Here is a 12,911-nt window from a genome sequence, read left to right on the forward strand (position 1 = left end):
AACGGCATGGAACTTTCGCAGCGCTTGGATCTCGGCGGCCTCCAACTCGAGGAGGAAACCCCGGCAGACACGTTCGCTCGTCTCGCGGGATTGGTTGAGGAGGTGACGGGGGTCGTCGTCAAGCAAAGCTCGCGTTTCGACGACACCGCCATCGCCTCCCTCGACCGCATCGAACTCGCCGTGCGGATCGAAGAGAACTTCGGCGTGCGTATCGACGACACCGTGCTCACCGACCACCCCACCGCCGGCGAACTCGCCGACTACCTGGAGGAACACGAATGATTTCATACCTGACCGACATGGACGGCGTGCTGCACAAAGAGGGCTCCGTCATTCCCGGCGCGAAGGAGTTCATCTCCACCCTGCGCGATGAGGAAATCGAGTTCATGGTGCTGACCAACAACTCGATGCAAACCCCGCGCGACCTCTCCGCGAAACTGCAACGCATGGGCCTGGACATCGAGCCGGAACGGATCTGGACCTCCGCGACGGCAACCGCGAAGTTTCTCTCGCAGCAAGCCGGTGAAGCCTCCGCGTACGTCATCGGCGAGGCCGGCCTGACCACCGCGCTACACGAGATCGGCTGGATTCTTACCGACGCCGACCCCGACTTCGTCGTACTCGGCGAAACCCGCACCTACTCCTTCGAAGCGCTCACCACCGCCTCGAACCTGATCCGGCGCGGCTCGCGCTTCATTGCAACGAACCCCGACCTGACTGGGCCTGGCCCGCGCGGCGTCGTTCCAGCAACCGGTTCCGTCGCCGCCATGATCACCGCCGTGACCGGCATGGAGCCCTACTACGTGGGCAAACCCAACCCCGTCATGATGCGCTCGGCGCTGAACAACATCGGCGCCCACTCCGAAAACACGGTCATGATCGGCGACCGCATGGACACCGATGTGAAATCCGGCCTCGAAGCCGGCATGCGCACCGTGCTCGTGCGCTCCGGCATCAGCGACGACGCCGAAATCGCCCGCTACCCCTACCGCCCCACCGCCGTCTTCGACTCGGTGGCGGACCTGGTGGATCGCATCCACGACCCCTTCGGCGACGGCAAGTACACCGACGCCGACTAGGGCGCGCTTCCTTACACCGCCGAGTCGGAGCCGGCGATGTAGAAGCGCTGCTTGTTCACAAACTCGTCCATACCCAGCGGTCCCAGTTCGCGGCCCAGGCCGGAGGCCTTCACACCACCGAACGGCAGCTCGGCGCCGCGGGCCTGTGGGATGTTGACGTGGATCATGCCGGTGTCCACCTTGTCGGCAACGCGCTTGGCGCGCTCGACGTCCTCGGACATCACGGCGCCGCCGAGGCCGTAGCGGGAGTTGTTGGCCACCTCAATGGCCTCCTCCTCAGAGGACACCTTGTATACCTCGGCGACGGGGCCGAAGAACTCCTCGTAGTAGGAGTCGGAACCGACCGGGATGTCGGTGATCACGGCCGGGGTGATGTAGGCGCCCTTGCCGGTGACCTCGCCGCCAACGCGCAGGTTCGCGCCTTCAGAGACGGCGATCTTCAGCTGCTGGGCGAGGTTTTCGGCGGCGTCGCGCGAGGACAGCGGGTAGTAACGGCCCTTCTCCGGGTTGAGCGGATCGCCGGCTTCGCACTTGGAAGCGAGGGAGACGAGTTCGTCGACGAATTCGTCGTAAATGTCCTCCATCACGATCATGCGCTTGTTGGAGGTGCAGGCCTGGCCGGTGTTGGAAATGCGCTTGTTCCACGCGGTCTTCGCGGCGGCCGGGACGTCGGTGGAGTCGAGCACGATGTAGGCGTCGGTGCCGCCCAGCTCGAGCACGCACTTCTTTAGCGCCTGGCCGGCCTGGGAGGCGATGGCACGCCCGGCGCGCTCGGAGCCAGTGAGGGAAACGCCTTGGACGCGGTCGTCGTTAATAATGCGCGAGATTTGCGTGTGCTTCGCGTACAGATTCGTGAACAGCCCCTTGGGCGCGCCGGCCTCCTCGAAAATCTTCTGGATCGACTCCGCCGAACGCGGGCAGATCTCCGCGTGCTTGACCAGCACAACGTTGCCGGCCATCAGCGCGGGCGCGGCGAAGCGTGCGACCTGGTAGTACGGGTAATTCCACGGCATGATGCCCAGGATCACGCCGAACGGAATCTTGCGCATAATCGACGTGCCGCCACGCTTGTTCGGGATCTCCTCGTCAGCCCCGAACTCAGCGCCGTTGTCGGCGTAGTAATTGAAAATCTCGACCACATCGTCGATTTCGCCGTCGCCCTGGTCGACCGGCTTGCCCATCTCTTCGGCGATGATGCGGGTGAGTTCGTCGCGTTTGTCGTCGAAAAGCTTCGCGACCTTCCGCAGCACCTCCGCACGCTCCTCAAACGACTTCTCGCGCCACTGCTTAAACGTGTCGTTTGCGGTGGTCAGGGCGGTGTCGAGGGCGTCGTCGCTAATAAAATCGTACGTTGCGACGATCTCGTTATTTACAGGATTTTGTACTCGGTATTTAGTAGACATGCGCCCCATGGTACGAGCGCTGCGTCAGCCTCGCCACGAAATTCTCCTCCGCCGCCAACCTCTCAATCGCGCGCCGAAACGGCTCAATCTCCGCCTCCGTGGCGCGGATCGTTTCGCTGCACGAGTACGTGCGATCCGGCCGCCGCTGCCAGCGCGTGAACCAGACCTCGCCCGGCTCGCCTTCGGGCAATAAGAGCATTTGCTTCTCGACGACCCCACGCACCCGCCCCAACATCCCCTCAATGTGGAGCGTCCACGTGAGTCGATTGCGTGTCGGACGGCACGCGCGGGGCGCAGCCAGTGTTGTCGTCATTGGTGGGGACCCTTCTGTGCTTTCAGCATCGGTGCTGTGCCGCTGTTTTGCGTGCAGCACTCGATGTCTTGCTTGGCGCACTCCTGCCCCGGTGACTAAGCGGGACGCCGCGACGGACGGTTGTCCGTGTCCGGGTGACTAGCCCGGGCGGCGGAGTGCGAGACGAGAGGTTCGTCTTCCCCAACGGCCTCTGGTTACTCTTTGAGCCCGACCGATATTGCGTCACACAAGTCACCCTGAGCAACCCTCAACCGCTGCTTGATCCCCCTATTTACTCGACCTCGGGTTGAGGTTGAGTGGTGTGGTTTTCAGCGCCGAGTGTGGGGTTGTATATGTCGCAAAGTGAGCTTAGGGGCAAACCCGAACTCAGATCCACGAGTTCGGGTTTGCCCCTAAGCTGCGTTTTCGCGCTACTCCCCCCTCGAGCGCAATCCGTCCGCGCGCCGCGGCGCCGATTGCCTACAGCAACCGCACGGCGAGGACGCCAAGGAAGATCACGACCAGGCCGACGAGACGCGTGGCGGTGAGCGGGTTCTTGCGGGCGCCAAAAGCACCGCGGGCCTCGAGGACCTGGCCTGCCGCGATGGTGCCGGCGTTGAAAGCGATCACGGTGGTGGCGGTGCCGAGCAGTGGCGACAGGGTCGCCCCGGAGATCACAAAGATTGCGCCGACGAGGCCGCCGAGCCACATCCAGGCCGGGCCCGGCGTCGGCTTGCGGGTGAACTGCTTCGGCGAGGTGACTAGCGCGGCGATCAGCAGCAGCACGACGCCGACGGTCAGGTTGATTTCACCGGCGTGGAGGGAGGAGCCGGCGATCGTCCCTAAGTAACCGTTCACCGCGGTCTGCACTGCGGAGCCGACGCCGACCAGGACGCCGAGCGCGCGGAAGAGCCAGAGTTCGAGGCCGGTGGCGTCGCCGGTTGCCTTCGCGGCAACAGCGCCCTTCCCCGACTTGCCCGCCCGCAGCACCACAACGATGCCGGCGAAGACGACGATGGCGCCGACGATACGCAGCGGTGAGACGCTAATACGCGGAGAGCCAAACAAACCGAACCAGTCGATGAGCAGACCCATCACCACCTGCCCAAGGATCGGCAACACCACCGTCTGCACTGCACCGAGGCGCGGGAACAGGACAATGTTGCCCAGCACGAAGCAGACACCCATCACGCCGCCGAGCCACGTCCACCACGGCGCCGTGGTACCCGGCGCGAACTGCGGCAACGGGTTGCCCTGCAGGATGGTCGTCGCCAGGATTGCGACGAGCAACGCCACCGAAAACGAAATCAGCGCCGACACAACTGGGAAGTTGCCCACGCTCAGGCGCAGGCGCGAGTTGGCCGCGGTTTGAATTGGAATCAGCCCGCCGACGGCGAGCGCAACAAGGAGAAGCACCTGCCTATGGTTTCATACGGGTGGGTTACTTCTTGCGGTCGCCCGATCCGCCAGCACCAGAGCCCGTACCTCCAGCGCCTCCCGGGCCGGTCGGGTCGATGTAGGCGCGGTAGAGGGCGTCGAGGAATTCTTCGTGGGTGACGTTGCGGCGGTCGTCGATACGATTGCCCAGAATGTCGTGAATATCCTTGCGCGTCGGCGCGTGCACGAGCATGCCGGGGCGTTGCGCGCGCTCGGCACGTTGGCGCAGGGCGCTGGGGGTGCGTGGGAGGCGGTCGCCGACGCGGTGTTTGATGCGGGTGAAGAAATCGTCGACGTTCGCCAGCGCCTCGATGCCAGGCACGTGCCAGCCGAACCAGTACGCCGCCACGCCGAGGCCGAAACCGATCAGGGCGGACACCGCGAGACCGATGGATTGCAGGTTGAGGTCGTAAAACAGTTGCACGCTAATCGACGCCACAATCGCCGGCACGACGTACCACTGGCGGTCGATAAGTATGGACGGGATCTGGCCAATCATCATCTCGCGAATCACCATGCCGCCGGTCGCGGTGAGCACGCCCATGAGGATGCAGCCGAACCACGTGATGTCGGCACGCATCGCCGTCACCGTGCCCGTCACCGCCCACACGCCAACGATGATCATGTCGCCGTGGAAACGGAACAACTCCCACGTCAGCCCCGACAGCGGGATCAGAAACGCAAACAGCGACCCCACCAACGCCGTGCCGATGTACCAGGGGTTTTGCAACGCCGACGCGGGCGTGGCACCGATCAGGGCGTCGCGGATCATGCCGCCCGCCATGCCCGAAATGATGGAAATCAGCATGAAACCGACGGCGTCAAAGCGCAATCGCCTAGCGACGAGCCCACCCATCAGCGCATTCAAAAACACCCCAATAAGGTCCATCAGGGCAAACGAGAACCCCACGGCGGTGAACACGTTGTCGAAGTACATGCGCGTCATCGTAGTGGTTTACTCCTGTAATTCCCGGCGTTCGGTCCCGGGCGCCGGTGATGACGGTGTGGGACGTGTGCGTAGGTGTCGCCGGTTTGGCGTGGTTGCCGGTACCGCCAGACACGCTCGGACACACACATGGTGAGAATACAACGGTGAAGATGCCGATATTTTGCCGTCCTCACCGTTACGTTCTCACCATGTGTTGGGTGGGGTCGGGAAGGTGGCGTCGCAAAGCTAAACCTCGCATGGAACACGGTACATTTCGCCAATTTTCAGCGAGATGTACCGTTTGGCCGGGCAGCGCCGGGGATCCCTGGCGCCCCGCCTCTACCCCAGGCGCTGGACTGCGTCGACGACGAGGTCCCAGAAGCACTCCACGTCCAGGCGCGTGGCCACGGACGTGTTGCAATCAGACGGGTCAAGGACCCGGAAGTCCGCCACGGTCCGCCCGCGGGTCAGCGCACCCGACAGCTCCACGGACAGGGGCACGGCCACGGTTTCGACGACGGAGGGGTCGATGACGTAGGCGACGGCGCAGGGGTCGTGAACTGGTGGGTTGTCGAAGCCTTGGGCGTCTTTGTAGTTGCGGCGGAAGGCGTCGATGAGTCCGACGCAGAAGTCGCCGGCGGAGGTGCCAAGCGCAGCGAAGCGCGACTCCACCTCCGGGGTGGCAAGTGCCTGGTGGGTAAGGTCCAGGCCGACCATGACCACGGGCCAGTCCTCGCCGAAGACGATCGCGGCGGCCTCGGGGTCCACCCACGTGTTGAACTCGGCAGACGCGGTCCAGTTGCCGGTGCCGTACGCCCCGCCCATGAGCACGACTTCGCGCACGCGCGAGACGATCCGCGGCTCCATGCGCACGGCCAGCGCGATGTTGGTCAGCGGCCCGGTCGGCACCAGCGTCACGGTGCCGGGTTCTTCGCGCATCAGCGTATCGACGATCCACCGCACCGCATGCTCATCTTCCACCCCAACCTCTGGTTCGGGCAGGTCGTAGCCGTGGATTTCCATGCCGGTGTCGCCGTGGATGTCCTCGGCGGTGACCACCTCGTTGATGAGCGGGCGCGTCGCACCGCGGTAGACCGGCACGTTGGTGGCCCCGGCGATGGTCAGTACCTGGAGTGCGTTGTGGGTGACTTTATCGATGGTGTGGTTGCCGCCGATCGTCGTTAAGCCAAGGAGCTCAATGTCTGGATTGCCAAGGGCGAGCAGGATGGCGACGGCATCGTCGTGGCCTGGGTCGCAGTCGATGATGATCTTACGCACGGGCGGCCACGTCCTCTGCTGCGAGCGTGTCCGGGATGGTTTCCGGCTTCGGGATGAGGAACGACGCGGCGAACGCGCAGCCGAGCAGGACCGCGCCCGTGATCATGCCCGCGTGGTAGCTGCCGCCCGTGGCAGTGAACACGGCGAAAATGATCGTGAACGACAAACCCGCACCCAGGTTGAACGCGCCGCCGTTGAGCCCCGGCAGGTAGCCCTGGTTGTGCTTCGGCGCGAGCACGACGCCAAGCGAGCCGAGCATGATGTTGCCCATGCCCGCGTAGGTGATGCCGGCGAGAATCGACATGGCCAGCAGCAGCGCGGGCGTCGCATTGCCGACGACCACCACACCGAACAGCACCGACAACGCCGCACCCGCGATACCGATCTGCAGGATGATCTTGTAGCCCACGCGGCCGGCAAGCCAACCGGCGATGGGGCCCATGACGAGGCCGGCGAGCGCGTACGGGGTAAGCGTCCACCAGGACACGACACCGGCGGACATGCCCGGGCCGGCCTCGGCGTCCTGCGCGAGGTTGGGCACCAGGCCGTTCATGACGGCGAACACACCAGTCATGGTCAGGGTGGTGGTGAGCAGCAGCGCCCAGGTGCGGCGCTGGGTGAGCAGTTCAGTGGACATCAGCGGGTGCGGGGTGGACTTCTCGGTGCGCCAGAACCACACCAGCGACGCCGCGCCGATGGCCAGCAGGATAATGACCATGACCCAGTTGGCGGCGGCGAGCTCACCGGCCATGTTCAGCGCGGTCAGGATCGCGGCAGCACCGATAACCAGGCCGACGACGCCCTTCCAGTCCATCGGCTGCAGCTGGTCGGACTTGGTTTCCGGCACGCCGAACTGCACGGCGAACACGGCGATGAGTGCGGAGGCGCCGATGACCCAGAAGAGGGAGCGGAAGCCGAAGGCGTCGGTAAGCCAGCCGCCCAGCAGCGCATCCACACCCGCGATGCCGCCGTTGACCGAGGTCAGAATGCCCACCAGGAACGCAAACTGCTTCTCCTCGCGCACGGCCTGACGCAGCATGACGGAGGTCAGCGCCACCGTCGGGCCGGACACCCCCTGGATCACGCGGCCGATAAACAGCATGGTCACGTTCGTAGCCAGCGCCGCCACAACCGAGCCGATCACCGTGACCGCCATCATGGTCACCAACACCTTGCGACGCCCAATCAAGTCACCCCAACGCGGCATAAACAGCGCAAACACAGCCGCGGCGGTGAAGAACGCCGTCTGCGTCATGCCGATCTGCGCGGTGGTCGCGTCAAGTTCGACCTCCATGGTCGCCAGCGCCGGCGACAACATGGACGCGTTGAGTTGGAATGCGAAGACAGCCACCAGCAGCGCTGTCATCAGGGGCACGACCTGGTTGGTCGGTAGTTTCTGCCCCGCTGCTGGTAGCGAGGTGTTCGTCATAGTCATGCGTGCAGTGTAAAACAGCCTTTTGCACATCGCCCGCCTCGGTTCCGGTGCGTCGCCGAACCCTGCAAGCGTCCCTCGAGCAGCGCCTTTCCGTTCATATGCAGGGCTCGATATGCGTAATCCCTGGTCACAGCGTTTCGGCTCAAATCGCCCGCTTTTTCCGAAAACGCCCTCACCTGCAGTTACGCATATCGAGCCCTGCACATGAACAAATCCGCCGCGCCGCACCCGCGCCGCACGCGCGCAGGCGCCCTACGCCAGCGCCTCCCACAGCGCCGTGTTGGTTTCCTGCCAGAGGGGTTTGGCCCAGTCGCCGAAGTCGCGGTCGGTAAGCACGACGCAGGCCTGGTCGCTGGCGACCCACAGGTAGGTGCCGGCCATGCCGAAGTGGCCGACGGTGTCGGCGGGCATGCCGTCGCCGGTCCAGTGCGGGGATTTCTCACCCTTGATCTCAAAACCGAGGCCCCACGGGCAGGGCTTTTGCATGCCGTAGCCGGGGACGACGCCGCGCAGGTCACCGAACTGGTTCGTAAACGCCTCGCGCACCGTCGAGGGGTCAAGCAACCGAGGCTCGAGTAGTTCGGCGGCGAAGCGCGAAAGGTCCGCGACAGTGGAGCGCCCGCCGTGGCCCGCCGAGCCGTAGATCTCGGTGTCGGTCATGCCAAGTGGTTCGAAGACGCCTTCGCGGGCGTAGTCGGCGAAGGTGATGCCGGTGGTTTCCTCGACGATGTCGGCGAGGATTTCGTACCCCGCCGACGAGTAGATGCGACGCTCCCCCGGCGCCTTTTGCGGTTCGCGGGAGTCGAAACCGACGCCAGCGGCATGCGAGAGGAGGTGGCGGATGGTGGCGTTTTCGGGGCGGGCGTCGTCGTCAAGCGAAAATGCCCCTTCTTCAACCGCGAGGAGCACAGCGTACGCGGAGAGGAGTTTGGTCACGCTGGCCAGTTCGAAGACGCGCGCGGTGTCGCCGAACGACGCCTCTTGCCTACCGACGAGCGCGCCCGCCACATTGTCAACCGGCCAATCCTGGAAAAACTTCTCGAGCTGCATGGCCCCACCCTACGTGGCGAGTCATCGATACGGCCGGACATCCAGACTCGCGGTGTGGTCGACTTCTCCCATCCGCGTGTTCCACACATGCCGACGTTTCTTCTGCGCATCCAAGCCCGGTTGGATCTTCGACTGAAAGCCAGGATCAAAGTCGTTGCGGGGGACGAACCAACTGGCTGTTTCAATCCGCGCGACTGCCACTGGGTCCGCCACATGTAAATCGTGCACGGTATCTACGACCGGACCCATGTCACTATCGTGCGACGCCAAAATTACTAGATCAATATCTGGACGCTGAGCAGCTAGCAATGTGGCGAGTCCCACCATCAGATCGACACCTTTCTCTTCAGGTGGTCCCGCCAACGTCTTCTTTCCATTGACATCCATGATCGGCTTACCTCGGCCATCGCGCTGGTACCGATATTTGAGCGGACGTAGGGTCACCTCGACTCCATCCGATTCCCAATTCCGTTTCTGATCCTGGTTTCGCCGATAGGCATCGGGATCATGAATCGAACTTGGTAAACCTCGAAAGACTTTCACCGAATCAAGTGTCGCAGGGGGCGTAGTGGAGTTGGCCGCGTTTCGAGCTGCAATAAGTCTCTTGGCAAAGGCTGCTGGGTCGAGCAACGCTTCATGAAGCCCGACGCCGTCATCGCGTGAAAAGACTTCCCAGCCTGTGATGTGCACATTCTGATAGTCGATAAGTACGACAGCATTTAAAGTGCTGCTCCCCCTCCGCTTTGGCATGAGCGACGGTAACGCGTTAATCATCTGATCCCCCCGGAATTTAAAAACCCCGCCAATCCGTAGATAGCGGGGAACTATGTAAGCGAGTATACCGTTTTGGGTTCGTCTGTCAACCCCTTCGGGCAACAACCTAAAACGGCAGCGCAGGCAGCGTCACTCCCGGGATCAGGCCCGCCGCGCCGGCACCCACAGCACCAAGCAGGCCGAGCAGCGCCACGACAATCAGTGCGATGTGGTTCGGGGCGAGGCCCAGGCTTATCGACGACGGCGCCACCGGCACGACCCTATTCACATCCTTGCCGCAATCCGCGTAGCGCTGCGCGGTGTACGAGGCGGCGTTGGCAAGATAAGCGGCCTCGGAATGACTAAACGGGCTGTCGGCGGTGACGGTCAACCCCTTCGAGGAGTGCTTCAGGTCATCGAGGACCAGCGCGCTTGAGGTGTGGGTGACGCCGGGTTCCCAAAGTTTGGCGTCGTCGATTTGGGTCAGCGTGCCCCAGCCGTTCTCGCCGATGCCAGCGCGCAACTCGGTCTGCTTCTTCTCCCACAGGGCAAGCGCGTCGGTGCGGGAGCCGTTGTAGAAGATGAGGTCGTCGCCAAGTACGCCCGCGGCCAGCGCCGGGACCTGGTCGGCGTTGTACTCGATCGAGCACTGGGCAGACCCCGCGGAGCCGGAACCAGCACCAGGCGCGGCCGGCGCCGCACCAGCAACCGGAACCGACGCAGCAGAAACAACAGAAACAACCAGCGAGCAAACCGCCGCAGACACCAAAGACTTACGCATAGCCAGAAACCCTAGACCAATTCCGGCTACTGCGCCCAGGAAATGCGGACGTCAAAATCCTCCTGCTCGGTGCCCTGCACGAGTGCGGCGATGTGGCTGCGTACGAGGTGTTCGGTGCGCTCCCCCGCGCGGTCCAACAGGCCCTGCGACACGGCCTTGTCGCGCGCAGCGTTCTCTTGGCCGGCGATGAAGGTGGTGACGTCGTCGACACGAATTTGGTTGATGGGGTTCATGGATTGGTCGTAGACCTGCACGCTGTCGGCATTGATGTGGGCGCTGAGCACCTCCACCGGTGGCAGCACGACGTCGATCGAACCAGAGCCGACCGAAACGTCGATGGCGGTTGCGTCGCGGATGCCGGCGGTAACGCGGCCGTCGTAAGTTACCAGGAAGTTGCGGCCCGTAAACGGCACGTGCAGCCCGAGCACCTCGAGGCCTTTCTGGTCGAACTTGCCCACGTCAGAGAAGACGTATTCCTCCACGGAGAGTTCGGCGATGTCCTCGAACGATGCCCCGATGGTGGTGGAATCCACCCGCGTCTCCCCCATGCCGAACACGGCCGGGCGCAGCAGGGCAAGCAACAACCCCACAACAGCCAGGACGGCGATGACGGAGGTAATGACGGAGGTCACAACGGCGCCACCGCGGCGTGGGCGGCGCGGCGCGAGGTGTAGTTCTTGGGCGGTACTCACATCCGACGATCTTAATTGCACCCCGAATTCGAATGGTTTGTACACTCGTTGGAACCTTTGGGCGTACGCGGCTGAAGGATGTACCTGGCCACCGCACGGAAGAGATAACGATGACCGGTTCCACGCGTATCGACGAAACCCGCGCCGACAAGCAGCGCGAAGAAAAACGAAACCAGAACCAACAAGACGGCATGACCGGCTTCCTCGGCTGGATCGAGCGAATAGGCAACAAGCTGCCGGACCCGTTCTGGCTGTTTGTCATTTTGAGTGGCGTTGTTGTCGTCTCCTCATGGATTGCTAGCAAGGCGGGCTTGTCTGCTATCGACCCTGCCTCGGGCGACGAGATCAAGGTTGAAAGCCTGCTGACCGGCGAGAACATCTCTCGCATGGTCACAGATGCGGTACAAAACTTCATCGCGTTCCCGCCGCTTGGCGTGATCCTGGCGGTGATGCTTGGTGTTGCCGTGGCGGAGCAGACCGGTCTGCTGGCGGCGATGGTGCGCGCGATGGTGGACAAGGTCAGCGGCAAGATGCTGACGTTCATGGTCGCGCTTGCCGGCGTGACCGGCTCGATCGCCTCAGATGCGATTTACGTGATCATCATTCCGCTGGGCGCGATGGCGTTTCATGCGGTTGGGCGCTCGCCGGTGGTGGGTGCGATGGTGGCGTTCGCGGCGTCGTCGGCAGGGTTTAACTCCTCGCTGATCCTCAACATCACGGACCTGCTGCTCGCCGGCATTTCCACCTCGGCGGCACAACTTGTCGACGCCAACTACGAGGTCTCCCCGCTTGCCAACATCTTCTTCGTCATCCCGTCCGCGATTGTGCTGGCGTTGGTGATCACTACGGTGACGGAGTTTTATGTGGAGAAGAAGGCGCAAGCGCTTATCGACGACGACCACATCGACGAAGACGAACTCCAAATCAACGACTCCGCCCAGCCGGACGATTCCCACCTGACCGACGACGATGACCTTTCACTGACCCCACTGGAGCGCAAGGGCCTCGCCTGGGCCGGCGTGACCCTGGTGGTCGCCCTCGTCGCTTACTTCGTCCTGCTGCTGGTCCCGCCCTCCCCGTTCGCGCGTCCGGAGGAGGGCTTCATGGAATCGCCCTTGATCCGCGCGATTGCCGTGCCGATCACCCTGATCTTCTTTGTTACCGGCCTGGTCTATGGCCTGATCGTGGGCACCGTCAAGGAGGCTGCGGACCTGCCGAAGTTCATGGCCAAGGGCTTAGAGTCCATGCTGCCGATTCTGGTGCTGTTCTTCGCCGTCGCCCAGTTCCTGGCGTACTTCCAGTGGTCCAACCTGGGCCCCTGGACCGCGATCAAGGGCGCGGAACTCCTGCAGGCGTGGGATCTGCCGAACGCGGTGCTGTTCCTCGCGTTTGTGATCATGGTGGCGCTGATCAACCTGTTTATCACCTCCGGCTCCGCCCAGTGGGCACTGATGGCGCCGGTGGTCGTACCAATGATGATGTACGTCAACGTCTCCCCCGAAGTCACCCAGATGCTGTTCCGTATCGGTGACTCCCCATCGAACATCATCACCCCAATGTCGCCCTACTTCGCCCTCGCCCTGACATTCCTGCAGAAGTACTACAAGAAGGCCGGCGTGGGCACCCTCATGTCGCTCGCCCTGCCGTACTCGCTGTGCATGCTTGCGGGCTGGTTCATCTTCTTCATGATCTGGTACTTCGCCGGCATCCCGCTCGGCCCCGGCTCCCCGATGGGCTACGAGGTATAGTCAGTACCGCACGACATTAAGCGCTGGGTGTTATG

The 12,911-nt window shown here is 63.3% G+C and carries 13 protein-coding genes; 3 read left to right on the forward strand and 10 right to left on the reverse strand.

Going from position 1 to position 12,911, the window contains the following annotated elements; genetic code table 11:
• The first annotated feature begins 6 nt into the window (after positions 1–6).
• Both CCOY_RS08655 and CCOY_RS08660 read left to right on the forward strand, forming a co-directional pair.
• Positions 7–282, forward strand: a complete 276-nt coding sequence (locus CCOY_RS08655) for an acyl carrier protein (RefSeq protein WP_070422123.1) — start codon at positions 7–9, stop codon at positions 280–282.
• Positions 279–1,079 carry an HAD-IIA family hydrolase gene (locus CCOY_RS08660; RefSeq protein WP_070422122.1) on the forward strand — a complete coding sequence of 267 codons (801 nt, stop codon included), beginning with the start codon at positions 279–281 and terminating at the stop codon, positions 1,077–1,079. Before CCOY_RS08655 ends, CCOY_RS08660 begins: the two co-directional genes overlap by 4 nt.
• 11 nt (positions 1,080–1,090) lie before the next feature.
• On the opposite strand, the gene CCOY_RS08665 is transcribed toward CCOY_RS08660, so the two are convergent.
• The 10 genes from CCOY_RS08665 to CCOY_RS08710 all read right to left on the reverse strand — a co-directional run bounded on the left by CCOY_RS08665 (position 1,091) and on the right by CCOY_RS08710 (position 11,128).
• The gene (locus tag CCOY_RS08665; protein WP_092102767.1) at positions 1,091–2,482 is read right to left on the reverse strand and encodes an NAD-dependent succinate-semialdehyde dehydrogenase; all 1,392 of its coding nucleotides are present in this window, start codon (positions 2,480–2,482) and stop codon (positions 1,091–1,093) included.
• Positions 2,472–2,795: a hypothetical protein gene (locus CCOY_RS08670; protein ID WP_070451853.1), complete on the reverse strand. Its 324-nt coding sequence runs from the start codon at positions 2,793–2,795 to the stop codon at positions 2,472–2,474. The genes CCOY_RS08665 and CCOY_RS08670 overlap by 11 nt, the downstream gene beginning before the upstream one ends.
• A gap of 459 nt (positions 2,796–3,254) precedes the next feature.
• On the reverse strand, positions 3,255–4,190 hold the full coding sequence (locus CCOY_RS08675) for a DMT family transporter (protein ID WP_092100338.1): 936 nt from the start codon (positions 4,188–4,190) through the stop codon (positions 3,255–3,257).
• A gap of 25 nt (positions 4,191–4,215) precedes the next feature.
• Positions 4,216–5,148: a trimeric intracellular cation channel family protein gene (locus tag CCOY_RS08680; RefSeq protein ID WP_167594453.1), complete on the reverse strand. Its 933-nt coding sequence runs from the start codon at positions 5,146–5,148 to the stop codon at positions 4,216–4,218.
• Between the two features lie 330 nt (positions 5,149–5,478).
• Positions 5,479–6,417: a uridine-preferring nucleoside hydrolase UriH gene (gene uriH, locus CCOY_RS08685; protein ID WP_092100342.1), complete on the reverse strand. Its 939-nt coding sequence runs from the start codon at positions 6,415–6,417 to the stop codon at positions 5,479–5,481.
• Positions 6,410–7,852 carry a uridine transporter UriT gene (gene uriT, locus CCOY_RS08690; protein ID WP_425284091.1) on the reverse strand — a complete coding sequence of 481 codons (1,443 nt, stop codon included), beginning with the start codon at positions 7,850–7,852 and terminating at the stop codon, positions 6,410–6,412. Before uriT ends, uriH begins: the two co-directional genes overlap by 8 nt.
• Positions 7,853–8,104: 252 nt before the next feature.
• Positions 8,105–8,902, reverse strand: coding sequence for a serine hydrolase domain-containing protein (locus CCOY_RS08695; RefSeq protein ID WP_092100347.1), 798 nt, complete (start codon positions 8,900–8,902; stop codon positions 8,105–8,107).
• Between the two features lie 21 nt (positions 8,903–8,923).
• Positions 8,924–9,676, reverse strand: coding sequence for an NYN domain-containing protein (locus CCOY_RS08700; protein ID WP_083279284.1), 753 nt, complete (start codon positions 9,674–9,676; stop codon positions 8,924–8,926).
• A gap of 106 nt (positions 9,677–9,782) precedes the next feature.
• Complete coding sequence (locus CCOY_RS08705; protein ID WP_092100349.1) at positions 9,783–10,436, reverse strand: hypothetical protein; 654 nt, start codon at positions 10,434–10,436, stop codon at positions 9,783–9,785.
• Positions 10,437–10,462: 26 nt separating this feature from the next.
• The gene (locus CCOY_RS08710) at positions 10,463–11,128 is read right to left on the reverse strand and encodes a DUF4230 domain-containing protein (RefSeq protein ID WP_244268624.1); all 666 of its coding nucleotides are present in this window, start codon (positions 11,126–11,128) and stop codon (positions 10,463–10,465) included.
• Positions 11,129–11,319: 191 nt separating this feature from the next.
• Here CCOY_RS08710 and CCOY_RS08715 point away from each other — a divergent pair, with 191 nt between their 5' ends.
• Positions 11,320–12,876, forward strand: a complete 1,557-nt coding sequence (locus CCOY_RS08715; protein WP_092102773.1) for an AbgT family transporter — start codon at positions 11,320–11,322, stop codon at positions 12,874–12,876.
• Positions 12,877–12,911 lie beyond the last annotated feature (35 nt).

This window comes from Corynebacterium coyleae (assembly GCF_030408635.1).
GTDB classification, from domain to species: Bacteria; Actinomycetota; Actinomycetes; order Mycobacteriales; family Mycobacteriaceae; genus Corynebacterium; species Corynebacterium coyleae.